Source organism: Gammaproteobacteria bacterium, assembly GCA_021648145.1.
Classification (GTDB): Bacteria; Pseudomonadota; Gammaproteobacteria; order JAADGQ01; family JAADGQ01; genus S141-38.
On the sequence record JAKITI010000028.1, the window covers coordinates 1 to 16,175 of the forward strand.

At 45.7% G+C, this 16,175-nt stretch carries 13 protein-coding genes; 4 read left to right on the plus strand and 9 right to left on the minus strand.

All coding sequences use genetic code 11. The annotated features are described in order from the left end of the window. Positions 1–105: 105 nt before the first annotated feature. The 5 genes from L3J70_12310 to L3J70_12330 form a co-directional block, all read right to left on the minus strand. Positions 106–1,428: a TolC family protein gene (locus L3J70_12310; protein ID MCF6237134.1), complete on the minus strand. Its 1,323-nt coding sequence runs from the start codon at positions 1,426–1,428 to the stop codon at positions 106–108. A gap of 103 nt (positions 1,429–1,531) precedes the next feature. Further along, complete coding sequence (locus tag L3J70_12315) at positions 1,532–1,912, minus strand: hypothetical protein (GenBank protein MCF6237135.1); 381 nt, start codon at positions 1,910–1,912, stop codon at positions 1,532–1,534. A gap of 54 nt (positions 1,913–1,966) precedes the next feature. Beyond that, a complete protein-coding gene (locus L3J70_12320) occupies positions 1,967–2,569 on the minus strand; it encodes a hypothetical protein (protein ID MCF6237136.1) in 603 nt (200 codons plus the stop codon). 345 nt (positions 2,570–2,914) lie between these two features. Further along, positions 2,915–3,721: a DUF4198 domain-containing protein gene (locus L3J70_12325; GenBank protein MCF6237137.1), complete on the minus strand. Its 807-nt coding sequence runs from the start codon at positions 3,719–3,721 to the stop codon at positions 2,915–2,917. Positions 3,722–3,741: 20 nt separating this feature from the next. Then, positions 3,742–4,758, minus strand: a complete 1,017-nt coding sequence (locus L3J70_12330) for a transporter (GenBank protein ID MCF6237138.1) — start codon at positions 4,756–4,758, stop codon at positions 3,742–3,744. A gap of 542 nt (positions 4,759–5,300) precedes the next feature. Between L3J70_12330 and L3J70_12335 the strand changes: the two genes are divergently transcribed. From L3J70_12335 to L3J70_12345, 3 genes are all read left to right on the plus strand, one after another. Next, on the plus strand, positions 5,301–5,777 hold the full coding sequence (locus tag L3J70_12335; GenBank protein ID MCF6237139.1) for a DUF3015 domain-containing protein: 477 nt from the start codon (positions 5,301–5,303) through the stop codon (positions 5,775–5,777). A gap of 208 nt (positions 5,778–5,985) precedes the next feature. Beyond that, positions 5,986–7,797, plus strand: a complete 1,812-nt coding sequence (locus tag L3J70_12340) for a DUF4105 domain-containing protein (protein ID MCF6237140.1) — start codon at positions 5,986–5,988, stop codon at positions 7,795–7,797. Positions 7,798–7,811: 14 nt separating this feature from the next. Further along, positions 7,812–8,657 (plus strand): alpha/beta hydrolase, encoded by an 846-nt coding sequence (locus L3J70_12345; protein ID MCF6237141.1) that lies wholly within the window; start codon positions 7,812–7,814, stop codon positions 8,655–8,657. Between the two features lie 28 nt (positions 8,658–8,685). Here L3J70_12345 and L3J70_12350 read toward each other — a convergent pair whose 3' ends face one another. Continuing rightward, positions 8,686–9,573 (minus strand): cation diffusion facilitator family transporter, encoded by an 888-nt coding sequence (locus L3J70_12350; GenBank protein MCF6237142.1) that lies wholly within the window; start codon positions 9,571–9,573, stop codon positions 8,686–8,688. 444 nt (positions 9,574–10,017) lie between these two features. Between L3J70_12350 and L3J70_12355 the strand changes: the two genes are divergently transcribed. Beyond that, entirely contained in the window at positions 10,018–10,488 is a 471-nt protein-coding gene (locus L3J70_12355) for a hypothetical protein (protein MCF6237143.1), read from the plus strand. A gap of 56 nt (positions 10,489–10,544) precedes the next feature. Here the strand turns inward: L3J70_12355 and L3J70_12360 are convergent, their stop codons facing one another. From L3J70_12360 to L3J70_12370, 3 genes are all read right to left on the minus strand, one after another. Further along, positions 10,545–13,688, minus strand: coding sequence for a CusA/CzcA family heavy metal efflux RND transporter (locus tag L3J70_12360; GenBank protein MCF6237144.1), 3,144 nt, complete (start codon positions 13,686–13,688; stop codon positions 10,545–10,547). Between the two features lie 25 nt (positions 13,689–13,713). Continuing rightward, positions 13,714–15,006: an efflux RND transporter periplasmic adaptor subunit gene (locus L3J70_12365; GenBank protein MCF6237145.1), complete on the minus strand. Its 1,293-nt coding sequence runs from the start codon at positions 15,004–15,006 to the stop codon at positions 13,714–13,716. A 3-nt stretch (positions 15,007–15,009) separates the two neighbouring features. Continuing rightward, the coding region (locus L3J70_12370; protein MCF6237146.1) for a TolC family protein at positions 15,010–16,175 on the minus strand (1,166 nt) is incomplete at its 5' end.

Below are 16,175 nucleotides of genomic sequence, written 5' to 3' on the forward strand. Positions count from 1 at the left end.
TATTTTCTGAGTGAGGGTCACTGCACGCTGCTAGAAATGCAATCAGTAGCAGTAGCAGCCAAATTTGGTGTGGGAATACTTTCATAGTGCTGTTCATTTTAGGCCTCATAAATTTGGCTGCTGTATAGGAGAAGTCGCTTGCGCAATGCGCACGCCAGTCAATCGTTCAATTTCAATGATGTTGCGGTGGGCATCAATACTGGCTTCAACCAATGCATTGTGTGCATCCAGCAACTCTGTTTGAACAGTGCGCAGCTCCAGATAACTGTAGCGCCCAAGGTTGTATGCTCGGCGAGTCTCTGTTTGTGCCTGTTCAAGTGGTGGAATAATTTCACTACGTACCGCATTGATGACATGCAGGCTGTGTTGCAATTTTTCATACATGACGTAAAGCGCAGTTTCAATACGAATGCGCACGGCTTGTGCTTCACTGTCTGTTTGAGCCAGGTTGGCACGCGCTTCGGCAATGCGGCCAGGGCTGCGAGTGCGCTTACCGAAGGGAATGGTAATACCCGCTACGAATGATTGATCATCGCTACTATTGTTATGACGAACGCCCCCGTTAACACGCCAGCTTGGTTTGTCTTGTGCCAGTGTCAGTTGTAACTGCGCCTTTTTTAGCAATTGATTTGACAATAGCCGAGCGAACTCAGGATTTTGTGGCAACTGGGATTTTAGTGTTTCAAAAGGTGCTACCTGGGGAAGGTGGGTAATGTCACCTTCAACCTGCGCAAAAGTTGGCATCATTTCACCCCATTGAGCGGCCAATAGACGATTCGCGGATAGTAGCTCATGGTCAATATCTTCGCGCTCCAGTTTTCTGCGGGCCAGTTCTGCTTGTGCTCTGAAGAGTTCCGCCTCAGGTGTTTTACCCGCTTTTACGCGTCTGGATACCGATTTAATCGTCTCCTCTGCCAGTTGAATAGTTTTGTCTGCATTCACTTTACGTGCTTGGAGTGCCAGGCTGACAAGATAACGGCGTGCCGTTTCAGCAGCTGCGTCTAACCTCAAGATATATGCTTCCACTGCGATTAAAGAAGATCCCGCGCGTGCGGCATCAACGTAACGCTGACGAATTCCGCGCTCAAGCACCCAGCCAATACTGAGAGTGGCTTGAGCGCTATCCACTGCTTGGTTACTACCCGTACCTAAAATATCTTCCAACTCAAAACTCAGTTCGGGGCTGGGAGCTAAACCCGCTTGTTCCACTCGCCCTTTCTGTGCTTTCAATTGATAATCAAAAGAGCGTAGATCAGGGTTGTGTGCAATGGTTTTGCTAACCGCTTCATATAGGCTAATTGTGCTTTTGTTCGCTTCTAAATCAGACGCGACACTCACACCAGTGGTTGCACCGAGTAATACTAAACACGATGCGGCTACCCGTGCAGTACGCCTTTCAATTGATGGGCGTAATCGAAAAAAATCCATAGAGGGACTTCTCCTAAAACAGATGAATAAATAGATTCCAGCCACACGAAAAAGGCATAGTAAAACCAATCTCAGGCCAGAGTCAGAAATCTTTCAAAAGAGTTTAGTGAAGTGGAGGTGCTCGTAAAGGCGGAGAAAGGAGATGCTGTTCATAGAGAATGGGTTTGTTTTCCGGGTAGTGCTGAGTGCGCTGTGGTGAAGAGAAAAATGCTGTCGAGGTAAAAAAGAAAACGAGCAAGGCGATAGCAACGGTGTTGTTATGGGTCTTTTTTAATACCCCATCTGAACTGAGATTGATTTCAGATATGATGCCATCGCTATGATCATGGTGAGATGTGTCGTGAGTAAAATGGGCTTTGCTCAAATTGCCATGATCTAGATCATGGACGTGCAGCTTTGCTCCCTGCACGCACAAAAGGGACAGAGAGAGCAATAAGCTCCAAAGCAGCAATGTCCGTTTATTTATCTGACGAAAAAATTCCATAGAACGACATTCTATACGATTCACAAAATTAAAAACAGCAAAAATTCAGCTTGTCTATTTGGCTCCGTGTATAAATGCCGCCAACAGAACAGCAGCATCGCGCACTGCTGTCGCAAACTCTCGTGTTGCTTTGTCGGATGAAGCCAGTTCGTCAGCTTTGGCGATCAACTCTTTAAGCGAAAGTTCTGCATAATCGGCAATTAATCCAGTACCAACATTGCCATCAAAGTCCACCACATACTTTTCGTTGATGCCCAATATCGCAGCTTGGGTGGTCTGATGATTTGCATTGATACCCACAGCAAACTTCAGGTCACCGTGACGATAGTGCATCTTAGTGACATAAGCGGCACCGAGAGTTTTGCCACTCTTTTTATCTGTGGCTAGGTAGTAGCTGTAAACTTTATCATCCAGTTCCACACCATAGGTTTTCTCTGCCCACTCAACCATTTCACCTTTCAATGGCTGTTTGCGTTTAACGATTTTGGCATCATTTGGCAGCATCTCTTTTAACACTGCTTTGCTCTTCATGAAGTTGATCATCGGCCCTGCGTGGCCTTTGTGAGCATGGACACTTTGACTGATACCAAAGGTGAGACAGATCGCCAACACAGAGGCGAAAAAATAGGGTAGTGGATTGCGAGTATTGATGTTCATGATTGTTCCTGTATTGGATTGTTTATTGGTTTCATTAGCCACAGCTCCCACAGTACTCGAAAAGAAATGAAAGCGAAGCAGAGTCCAATGGTAATGCCCATAGCAAATGTCAGATAGGCAAAACTACCCGAGACAAAGCGCACCAGATTCAAACTGATAATGTCGCCCCGCAGCCCAAAAAAAGCAGGGAGACGACGACTGTTTTAATCGACTCTGTTAACTGCGTCAAGCAGGCCAATCCCCCCATGGCCATCAGCAACAAAGCGAATGAGAGTAGATGCACATGAGACACTTTTATCCGCGTAGTGATCAGCGAGCAAAGTTGAAAGAATTAAACATGGTGCATTATTTCCCTATATCGTAGGTTTTCACCCACAGCACAGCACCTAGTTCAACAGGATACTCTTTGCCTTCATGACTCATGGTCTCATCGCTTTCAATCAGTGCGGCCATTCCCCACCAGCCTGATTTTGGCATCGCATAAGAAAACACGCCATTGGCATCCGTTTTGATAACCTGGGTAATAAAGGGGTCAGCAGGTGCCGTCACTTCACCTTTGTCGTTATAATACTCCACTTCAACACGGGCAAAAGGCACGGCCTTTCCGTTGTGTTTGACCACGCCTCGAAATAGGTTATTGGTCCAGAGTCCGTAAGGTCTTGTGAGTGGAACGATTTCCACCTTCAGCCCCAGTTCATGATCCCAGCCCTCTTCCATGCCAAAGGCATTTACGACAGTTTTTGTGTAATGAATAATGAAGCGTTTTTCTGCAGCTTCCCAGTAGGGTTGAGGCTCAACGAAGAACAGGTGGTCACCAGGCTTACGAATTTTGTAAACACTCTGATAGGCGGATAATGTATCACCTGCACGATCCTGATAGCGGATCTCTTGCAGTGTATCCAGCAGATCAATCTCTTTTCCCGCCACCCAGACACCAAAACGTTCTGGTTTTTTCATATTAAGCCCCATGCCCTCAAAAGGATGGGTAAAAATAAGATCAAGATTAAGTTGACGACCTTCGCCCGCAGAAATAATTTCATCGGAAGGGATAATCATCTGAAAATGAGCATAGGCGGGTGCAACTGCACCTGCCATACCAATCATAATGATTCCTCTGGTTAATAATTGATTAAACCATGGTCTATTTTGCATAATGATCTCCGATCATTGAATTAAAGGGCAGTGCTCCAACCCATGCTCCAGCGATATTTTTCATCATTAGATATGCCGCTGAGCTCCTGGTAGACAGGATATGAAACATTGATATAAACGCCCTGTTTGTCATTAATATTAAAATTAATTCCAGGTGATAAATAAACCACATCACCACCACTGTTCATCTTGATTTCATCATTTTCAATGTCTTGGTCAAAAAATATACCATTGAGTTCAATGACCGGAACAATTGAACTATGATGGGCAAAACTTGCTGCCACATCAAACTGCACTGAATTACCTGAACGAAATTGCTTGGCACCCTGAGTTCCAAAACGGTAAAGTGCATTCGCATCAATTGCAACCCCTTCTGTAAGGTGACCACTGTATGCCACTCCCCCCTGAAAGGTAATTGCACCGCTTCCTGGCTGGTTATGTGTGCCGATAATTTCGCCACTATCCGTTTTATTGGTTATTTTTCCGGTAGGCAGAATAACACCGAAAATAGAGGTCCATTGATTGTCGCCATCATTGAAAAAACGGTAACGACCCGTGATCAGCATATCACCGAACCCTGGGGACTCTGCGGTAGGAGAGATGCAGTTGGCAGTGCTTGGATCGCCAGTAACGGCTGGGGTAGCAGTAAAGCAGTCACTAGCAAATTGATCGCCGTTATCTTTAAATTTCTTGAAATTGTTGTATTGAAGCATAAGATTGACATCCATATCTTCATTGACCGGAAAGCCAAATGAGAGGAAGTAAGCATCTTCACTGGAGTGCATGTGAACATCTTCACCATCTGCTCTGAAATCTATCAACTGCTGATCTGTAAATGTTTCATAACGACGCGCATCCCAGCGCAGGCCGATCACTTTCTCTTCAAGAATGGCAGCTCCCACCGCATTAATGCTACCAGAGCCACCACCACGGATTGATTCACCATGAGCATAAACTGAAGAGATTCCACCTAGTAGCAGTGGAATTGCTGCTGCTGTCATTTGTGCGGCATTATGTAGTGATATATATTTGAACATCTATTTAATCCTTGAGTTTTATACTTTGAAATATATCTTATGAACTTACCATTTTGACTGCGAAATAAGCGAGTTAAATATGGTAAGTAGCACGTTGAAATAAATCATAACACGATCGTGTTACGATATTCAACAAAAGTACTACCAGCACTAAACCCTAATATAAAATACGCAGAAACCAGAGATTACGAAAAAATTTTCGTCACTGTTAGAGGTCATCAGATGATCCTATATCCAGAAAAGGTTATTGTGGCTGTACAGTTTTTTCACCGTTCAGCTCCATCACTGTTTTGCACGAGTAGCGACGGCTTCCAGACTCTACCAACCTTTCCCGTAATCTTGCTGCCTGACTTTCTTCTATTGACCATTTGAGGTAAATAGGTGACTATTCTTATTCGATAAGTTGCTGATAAAAAATTTAGCCAACAAACACCCTTTATTTGTCACTTATCATTTTGACCTAAAAATTTATGCGAGACATGTAGTTAAAGCTCGTTTTCCAAAAAAAATATTTTAAACAAAGTAAAAAGGAATAAGAATAAATGAAAAAATTAATTGGTGGAATCGTATTATTAAGTGCTTCTTCTATGGCAATGGCAACGGCTCCAGGTGGTCCTGACTGCGGATGGGGTAATATGATTTTTGACGGTCAATCAGGCATAGGCCCACACTTTTTGGCTTCAATCACAAACGGTACTTCTGGCAATGCCACTTTTGGCATGACTTCTGGAACTAACGGCTGCTCTGTTGACGGTTCACTCAGCTATGGCGGTGAGTCCATGATCTCTTCCATTATGGATGAGTTTTCATCTGACGTGGCTCGTGGCCATGGCGAAGCACTGAATGCTGTTGCGGTTATGATGGGCGTTGAAGCGACTGATCGCTCTGCATTCTCAAAAGTGACTCATGAAAATTTCACTACAATTTTCCCACATGCAAACGTGACGGCTAAAGAAGTCATCACCGCACTCAATGATGTGATGAAATCAGATGCGCGTTTAGCTAAATATTCTGCTTAAACAGAGTATTGGCTTTCAAGCATTAAAAAGTAAAAAAGCCCTGTATCGCTATTGATACAGGGCTTTTTTAATTCCTGAAGCAAATTATTTATTACCTATAATTCTCGTGACGTTAATTTTCAGTATCAACCTCAAGTGGTTCGCTCGTTTTATTCTGTTTATTTTATTGGCCAATGTATCAATTTACTCGAGTGCCAATGAGAATAGTTTGCTGTCTGATCTAAATAACCAACTACAGAAAAAACAGTTATGGACTCATCAGGAGTGGCTCAAGCTTATTCATTACTCCTCAGATAGCGCTTCACCATCAGGTTACTCCAGTCAAGTTGACGATAAGAATTTTTTTCTCTCTAAAAATGGTAACAATGATCCAAAATCAGAGGTTTTTAGTACACTCGAGTCATTTTTTCAAACCACTCCATCAGGTAATAAACACGCCCAATGCCGTTTTGTTGCACGATTGGCATGGCTTCAAAAACAGTTACCCTTTGATCAAAGCCAATTACCTGATGTTACTTGCAAAGATTATGAGGAGTGGCGCGGTTTAGTCAAAGCTGACCGAGTCACCTTACTTTTTCCTGCCTATCACTTGAATAGCCCCTCCTCCATGTTTGGGCATACACTTCTTCGATTAGATCCTGCTGAAAGCGAAATGAATTCAGACTGGCTCTCCTATGCAGTTAATTTTGGCGCAGAAGTGAACAGTGATGACAACTCACTTTTTTATACCTTTAAAGGATTAACCGGCGGGTATCCAGGATATTTTATTGTAATGCCCTATTTCAAAAAGATTCAGGAGTACAATCGTATTGAAAAACGGGATATCTGGGAGTATCAGCTTAACCTGACATCTGAAGAAGTTGAAAAATTAGTGCTGCACTTATGGGAGTTAAAAGAGATCAAGTTTGATTACTATTTCTTTGATGAAAATTGCTCTTATCGCCTGCTCGAACTGCTTGAAGTCGCACGACCACAACTTAACCTCACCAATGAGTTTGTCATGACTGCAATCCCGGTTGATACCGTGAGAGCTGTTGAACGTGCAGGGTTAATTGAAACAATTACCTACCGCCCGTCTCAAGTGACAACTTTGAAACACATGATTAAAACAATCCCTGAAAATAACAGGCCGCTCATTGAGCAACTCGCCTATAATCCCGACTCATCTCAAAAAGCTCCTTTTACTGAGCTCACAACAAAGCAGCAACAGCCCATCATAGAGACTGCGTATAAATACCTGAGTTACCAACAGACAAATGAAGCTCGAGATCCACAACGTGCAAAACGTGCCCACCAATTACTGACTTTATTAAATCAATATCCAGTGACAGAAAGTACGCCTGTCCCCACGCCATTGTACTCTCCTGAAAATGGCCATGGCGCAAAACGATTCTCTTTCGGTATGGGTGAAAACCAAAAAAAACGCTACGGTGAACTCTCTCTCAGAATGGCTTTTCATAGCCTAATTGATGCTGAAAATGGTTTTTTGCGTGGTGCGCAAATCAATATGGGAAATATAAAAATCCGAGTTAATGAGGGTGGCTCAACTCAACTTCAACGCTTCGATTTGATTGATATTTTTTCACTCACACCTCGCACAAGATTTTTCAAACCCCTTTCATGGCGAATTCAAACCGGCCTTGAACGACAACTGGTCGATGAAAAAAACAGACTTTCAGCTTATGTGACTGGTGGTGCGGGTGTAACCTACCCTCTCATGAAAAATGGTCAAACTTATGCACTGGGGCTGTTTCGCCTTGAAGGAAACGGAGGGTTTAAACCACGCATCAAACCTGCGGTGGGTGGAATGTTAGGCGCACTCTATCACTGGGGGTTCAGTACGGCTCACCTCACTTTAGAAGGCGAACGTTTCCGAGCGGATCAATATCGGGTACGAGTAAATTACAAACAGAATTTTGTTTTGTCTCAAAACCATGCTTTAGAGGTATCATTTAAACGCGAACAACAGCATGACACACAATTTTCAGAAGCGGGTATTACTTACCATTATTACTATTAAGGAGCGATCAAAAAATGACCCATAAAATTATTACTTTTGGATTTTTTATGGTTATTTCGTTCGCTCTTTCGGGTTGTTCCAGCCTGTTTTTCTACCCTCAAAAAGAGCATATTCAAACACCGGAACAGCTCGGACTTGAATACAAAGATGTTTATTTAATTTCAAATGATGGAACAAAAATTCATGGCTGGTTTTTACCTACTCAAAAACCAGTTCGTGGCACGGTCTATTTTTTACATGGAAATGCCGAAAATATCAGCACACATATTCATAGCGTTGAATGGCTTCCTGAAGAAGGTTATCAACTTTTTTTACTTGATTATCGTGGATACGGAAAATCTGAAGGAAAAGCCCAATTACCTGGTGCTATTGAAGATATCGAAGCGGGTTTTGAGTGGCTATTGAGTGAAAAAAAGGTGACGGACTATCCTATTTACCTTCTAGGGCAAAGTTTGGGGGGAAGCTTAGGGCTATATTTTGCAGCAACGAACAATCAAGCAAAAACAAACTTGAGTGGTGTCGTTAGCGACGCTGCTTTTACAAGCTATAGTGATATTTCTAAACATGTTGCCAATCAGCACTGGTTAACCTGGGTCATTCAATATCCGGTTGCATGGAGTGTCGTACAAGACTATGACCCTATTGATTATATCTCTCAAATTGCTCCCACACCTATCCTGCTCTTTCACAGCCCAAATGACCAAATTATTCCTTATTCATATGGCGAAGAGTTATTTCAAGCAGCAAAGGAGCCCAAACAACTCATAAGAACGTCAGGGCCACATATTGCAACATTTAGTCAACAAAGACAGAAACAAGCACTATTAAATTTTTTTGAAGAAAACCGAGTATTTAAATAAAAAAGGGAAGTTATTCCGTGTTCATCCCTTAGGTCAGGCACCCTTCATTACAATGTTTGACTTCAAACTCCAACGTCGAATGGGCAATGTTAAAATATTGTTCCAAACTCGTTTTCAATGCTGCTTTGATGGTTTCAGTATCGCTGAAATCATTAATCACCACATGAGCTTCCAGTGCATTTTGATGTTCATCAAGTTGCCATAGATGAACATGGTGAACGTTTGCAACACCCTCAATACTTTCCATATTGTTGATAACATCATCAATAACAATGCCCTCGGGTGCGCCCTGCATAAGAATATGAATGGTTTTGGGTAACATGGTCGCGGCCTGATAAAGCACATACGCAGCGATAAGTAGAGTCAATGCTGTATCTGTCCAGTACCATTCATAGAGAATAATCAGAGTACCCGCGATAATCACCCCAAGTGAAGCCAAAGCATCGGAGACGTTGTGCAAAAAAGCAGCACGAATATTCATACTGTTTTTAGACATACTGTAGGTCAATGCAGCGGTGATCACGTCGATCACTAATGCGATACTAGCGACAATAACCACCATCCAGCCTTCAATAATTTGTGGCTCAAACATGCGCCACAGTGCCTCATAGATCAGATAAAGCCCAACAATCACCAATGTGACGAGATTGATCAATGCGGCGATGACCTCGGCTCGTTTATAACCAAAGGTTTTGAAGTGATCCGCAGGTTGCCTACCAACCCTCCGTGCCACCCATGCAATGAGCAGTGAAGCCGCATCACTGAAATTGTGCAACGCATCAGCGATCAATGCCAGACTGCCGGAGACGATGCCGCCAATGACCTGTACCAGCGTCAAAAGCATATTAATGGCAATGGCCCAGCCCAAGCGACGATCGCCCATTGTTTCTACATCGTGATGATGGTCATGTCCCATTTCAGATACTCCTCGTTAACCTTTATTTTTTTCAAGTGGCGCGGTATAAAGCCGTTGTTTTGGACTGCTGGGTTTATACTATCGTTGTAATAATTCAAAATCATGCTAATCCACTTCTCCAGTAAATTCGCCTGTTTTGTATCACCTCGATATCGAATTAATTCAATACCACGCTGAATCTCACCGATCGATATTACGGACAGATTAATCGTGGTCTGTCCCCTATTGCCCTTCTCTTAATCAAGTCTTTGAATAATTGACTTAATCATAACACTCTGACTTTTATTGGGAAAAAATTAACGGTATAAAAAATATTGACTTTAGTGGATTTACTGATCATTCTCTCGATTTTTCGGGCTTTGAATTCATTGATCCATTATCGATTATCGGCATCAAAGTATATTTGATTTTTAATAAAATAGTTTTTAATAACGGAAAATATTTATGGAAACATACGTAAGAAAAGAGCTTGGAGAGTTTAGTAGTATTGTCTGTTTAAAAGCGATGATCTCTGGAATTGAAGGAATCGTAGGAACAATGGCAATAAAAGGCAGCTTGGTTTTAGCAGGGCGTAAACGTGGACAAAAAGTTGCACAGGCACTCGGTTTAAGCAATACCGATAAACCTGTTGAAGTATGGTCTAAAGCGATTGCTGATGTTCTTGGAAAATCAGGAACCAAGCTCTGTATATTGAATGAAGTCCAACTGGAAAGTGAACTTATTCGTGTTTCTCTTAGTGATACCATGTGTTCATCAGGCGAAGAAATGGGGTCTTCTCGAGTGCTGGATTTTACTTTAGGCGTTATTCAGGGCGCACTAGAGGAAGTGACTGGCAAAAAAATGAGAGGTAAACAAGTAAGCAGTGTATTGCGTGGTGGAAATTACGACATAGTAGAATATACATTCAAAAATTAATTGCCGAGCCTGTAAATAATGGATCGTGACACAACTTAATTTACAAGCTCAGTTTCCTACTCTGCTAACTTGCCTTTCGAAAACCGGGCAAAAAGTGTTGGCAGTACAAACAGCGTCAAGAACGTTGCGGTCAGCAAACCACCTACAATCACGGTGGCCAACGGTTTCTGAATTTCTGCCCCAACACCAGTTGACATCAACATGGGAATCAACCCTAACGCTGAAGTAATGGCGGTCATTAATACCGGCCTTAGTCGCGACGTTGCACCGTCAAAAATAGCATCATCCAATGACAAGCCATCAGCAATGCGTTGGTTGATACTCTCCACCATCACCACGCCATTCAATACCGCAACGCCAAACAGGGTAATAAAACCGATGGCGCTGGGTACCGACAGGTATTGGCCAGAGATATAGAGGGCAAAGATGCCGCCGATCACCGCAAGCGGTACGTTCACCAGAATTAGTAGCGCTTGTCCTACCGAATTAAACGCGAAGTAGAGCAACAAGGCGATCAAAGCAAGGGATAAGGGCACCACCATGCTGAGTCGTTTTTGCGCCCGTTTCTGGTTTTCGAACTGACCACCAATATCCACCGAATAGCCCGGCGGCAGTTGCACTTGCTGTTCAATTGCAAGATTGATATCGGCAACCACGCTGCCCATGTCACGCCCCTGCACATTAGCTTGAATGACCACACGTCGCTGCACATCATCACGACGCACCTGCGGTGGACCCGATTCTATGCTGATTTTAGCGACATCGCCCAAGCGCACCCATGCCCCCGTCGGTGCTTGCAAACGCAGGTCAGCAATGCTGTTGGGGTCTTTGCGAAAAGATTCAGCAAGACGCACATAAATATCGTAGCGTTCATTGCCATTGATGATCTGCCCAGCTTCACGCCCGCCCAAGCCATCGCGCACGACGGCCATGACATCTTCCACCGCCAAGCCAAAACGTGACAGTTGCTCTCGATTGGGTCGCACCACCAGCTGTGCTTCACCCGCGATTTGTTCCATCGCCACATCCCGCGCACCTTCAACGCTTTGGATCGCTTTTTCAATCGCCTGACCTTTTTCAGCCAGCACAGCTAAGTCCGGGCCGAAAAGTTTGATCGCCAGTTGCGCTTTCACGCCCGACAGAAGTTCATCCACACGGGTGGCAATGGGTTGTGAAAAGTTAAGCAGCAGACCAGGGTGTTGCTCCAGTTTTTGCTCCATCAATCCTTGCAATGCCTGACGGTTACTGGCGCTCACCCATTCATTAACGGGTTTCAGACCGATGTAAATTTCGATGTTATTGACCGGCTCTGGATCACCGCCAATTTCAGCGCGACCAATGCGGCTTAAGGCGTAATTGACCTCTGGAAATTCGAGCAACAACGCTTCCAGCTTGGGGGCCACCGTGAGCGCGGTTTCCAGGCTGGCCGAAGGTGCGAGGGTGACACGTAAATTAATCGTCCCCTCCTCCAGCTCTGGGACAAATTCCGTGCCTAATTGAGGCACCAAAGCCAGCGCCGCAAGGAGCAAAATCGCCGAACATCCCACCACTATTTTTGTCTTCTGCAATGCCCAACGTAGACAACGGCGATAGAGATTATCCAGCGGTTTCAGAATAAAACTATCTTTCTCTCGCACGCCACGTTGAAACAAATAGGTCGCTAGCGCTGGCACAATAATCAGTGCAACGAATACCGCCGCGATGATGGCCAGCATAATGCTCACCGCCATGGGTTGAAACAATTTTGCTTCAACGCCTTCAAAACTGAACAGCGGCAAAAACACCACCAAAATAATGATGGTGGCAAAAAATGTAGGCCGCGCCACCTCTTTACCGGCTAACTGCAAACGCAAGGCAATGGCTTTTTTGTTTTCTGCGGGATCGGGGTGTTCTTCGTGGCGAGCAAGGTGTTTGAACATGTTGTCCACCATCACCACCGAGCCATCCACCAACATACCAATAGCCACCGCAATGCCACCCAAAGACATCAAGTTGGCCGACAAACCAAACCAGGACATCACCATCAAGGCAAGGCCAATTGAGATAGGGATGGAGATCAACACCAAAAAAGTGGCGCGTAAATTCATCAAAAACAGCGCCAACACAACGACGATGAAAACAAAGGCGAGCAGCAATGCATTAACGACCGTAGTGACCGCTTGAGTGATCAGATCCGATTGATCATAAAAAGCCTCAAAGCGCACCCCTTCCGGTAGCGCTTGCTGAATCAATGCAACACGGCTATTAATGCCATCAATCGTGCTTTTGGTATTAGATCCCATGCGCTTCAAGACAATGCCTGCGACCACTTCACCCAAGGCTTCCGCCTGACCTTGGCCGTCTCGGCGCGTCATGGTGACCGCCCCTTGGCGTATTTCACTGCCGAGTTCCACGTGAGCCACTTGTGCCACGGTCACCACCGTGCCATCAATTGTTTTTAATGGGATTTGGCGTAACTCTTCCAGACCTTTTTTGTCATGACTTAACCAGCCTACGCCACGAATAACGAGCTGCTCCTGGCCGCGATCCATATACCAACCACCGGCATTGGAGTTGTTATTTTCCAGAGCATCAATCACATTTTGCTGGTTTAAACCATAAGCCAACAGGCGTGTGGGGTCTAAATTAACCTGGTATTGCCGAACATCGCCGCCAAACGATAAAACATCGGTGACACCATCCACCGGCATCAACAATAATTTAACCACCCAGTCATTGAGGCTCCGCAGTGCCATCGCATCAAGGCCAGTCTCTTTGTCAGCGACTAACAGATATTGATAAACCTGACCTAAACCCGAAGTATTTGGGCCAATCTCGGGCGTACCCACGCCCTCGGGGATCAACTCTTTTGCCGATTGCAGACGCTCAAAAACCAACTGCCGCGCAAAATAGATATCCTTGCCCTCTTTGAAGACAACAGTAATACCTGACAAGCCGGTTTTAGAGATAGAGCGTACCTGTTCCACATCGGGCAACGCATACATCACCGCCTCAATGGGAAAGGTAATGAGTTGCTCTACCTCTTCCGAGGCTAAGCCCGGCGCTTCGGTATTGATCGAAACCTGCACATTGGTGACATCAGGAAACGCATCCAAATTTAATTTTGGGATGATTAAAGTAGCCGACGCAAGCAGCGCCAGAAGGCCAATCACAACCAACAAACGGTTGTTCACTGACCAGTCGATTAAACGATTCAACATGGTTTGTTCTCCTAAAAATCAGTGATTAATGGTTGTGTGGGTCGAACCCACCTTTGGCCATTTCAGATTGCACAAAAAAAGCACCTTTACCGACGACGGTCACACCTTCAGCAATGCCTTCTACCAGCATTTGATCGCCAACGGTGGCGATGATGGTCACTTCCTGAGGTTCAAAACGTCCAGGAGAAGTCTCTACAAACACCTGCCAATCACCATACCCAAAGCGTTCGCTGCGCTCACGGGGCAGGCTCTCGGGGCTGCGTAACACTGCGGCCACGGGAACAGCAATGCCGTGTTGTTTCTGTGTGCCTTCAATCACTGCCGTCACAAACTGACCCGGATGCAGCTCATCATGCTTATTTTCGACTTCGATATGCACGGCCAGAGTGCGCGTGGTGACATCCATCGTGTGGCGAGCTTGAGCCACTTTACCGCTAAGCCAGCGCTGGCCGACCTGCACACGAGCGGGTGATCCCAAAACAACACGGGCGGCATCGTCAGGTGTCAGGCGAGCCTCAATCCAGAGCACCGATTCATCGCTGATCTCCATCAAGACATAACCCGGCTCAATCAACTCACCCACCAAAAAATCATCACTCATCACCGTGCCATCCTGAAACGAAAGCAGTTGAAACTCACCGATTGCGCGTGTTGCATCGCCGGTTTTTAGTAACGACTTGATCTGCTTTTTAGTCATCCCATAGGCGCTGACTTTGGCATAGGCCTGTTGATAGGCGATCTGGGCGGCAACAAAACGTTTCTCGGAAACCACTTTACGGCCGAGCTTTTCGACTCGGCGTAACTCGACACTGGCGGCCATCAAAGCACCTTGCGCTTCAGACATTTCAACACTGGACAACGTAACCAATGTTTGCCCTTTTTTGACATGATCACCCAGACGCACATGGCGTTTCATCACTTGTGCCGATATACGCGGCGTAATTTTTGTTGTGCGATAGGCATTAAGAATTGCGACACCGGGCGCGGTAATTGCGCGACCTAAGGACTGACGTTTGACCGTCAATGTTTCAATGCCTGCCATGCGGCGCTGGCTATCGCTTAATTCAGCAGCCGATGTTTCTTCGCCGTGACCACCGTGGTCGTCATGACCTTTCTCTTCATGGCCGTCATCTTTATGACCGTGACCTTCTTTTTCGTGTTGATGGCCTTCATCGCCATGGTCACCGTGACCCTCTTCCATATCAATACCAGAGAAATCATCTAGACCATCATCTTCATGTGCGTGTCCTTCTGCCGCAAATATCGCGCTGGGACTCGCAAGGCTCAATAACATCAATAAAACTAATCTGTTCTTCATTTTTTACTCTCCAGAATTTTTTGTTTGTGTGGCAGTAAAGCCCAACCATTTTTCAACCTGAGCTGATGCATCCAGCCAATTAATAGCTGACTGCCACACGTCACCCATCAGTGCGGTTGCTGCTGCTTGGGTGTTGATATTTTGTTTGGCCTGAATCAGGTAATCAGTCGCGGTTAGCTCACCTGCCTGCCATAATTGCTCCAGCAAATCCATCTGCTCACGTTGGGCTTGCTGGCCGGTGGCCACCCAGGTTTGCCATGCTCGGCTGGTGTTTTGAAATCGCCCCAAGCTGCCATCAAGCCGAGCCTTGGCACGACGATGGCCATCGCGATAAATCAGTTCTTCGCCAAGCGCATCATGGGATGCCGCTAGCACATCAGTTTTAAAGTTATTGCGCACAAACAGGGGTATTTCCAGGCTCAAGCCCAGTAAGGTTTCAGAACCATCTCGCCCGGCACGAATACCGATGGTCGGGTCAGCACGACCTTCACGTTCAACCAGGCGGATGCGGGATTTAGCCGCTTCCATGCGGCTGCGCAACACCGCAAGTGCCGGTAGAGACTGAAGCAAAGCGAGGTCAACTTGCTTCGGCGGAGATGTCAGCCTACCCGGCAATTGTGGCCAATCCGTTTTTTTAACCCCGGTGATGGCCTGCAATGCTGCTTTAGCTTGAGCCAACTCACTTTCGCGCGCCGCCTGCTGCATTAATGCCTCACTATAGGTGACCTGAGCTAGAGTGCCATCTAATGCCCCCATATCTCCAGCCGCCTGACGCTGCTTCACGGTCTCGAGAAATCCCTTCATCAACTCACTACGACGTAATGCCAGTGCCTGCATTTCTCGCGTAGTAAAATATTGAGCCAGCGCACCCAGGGTTTCCACCGCGATACGTTGCCGGGCGTCCTTTAGTGACGCCATTGCTGCCAACAGCTCCTGATCAGCGATACGGACTTGAGCAGCCTGCTTGTTGCTCCAGTCCAACGTTTGGCTGAAACCGATGGAAGCCGTATTGATGTCCGTGCGTTCGGCATCCAACGCCAAACTGGGGTTATAAACCGGACGACCCGCCCCTTGAGCTCGCGCTTGTGCCGCGTCAATAGCGGCTTGTGCCCCGTGCATGACGGGACTTTCCTGCCACACCTGTTGAAGGAAAGCTTGTAATGAGGGGT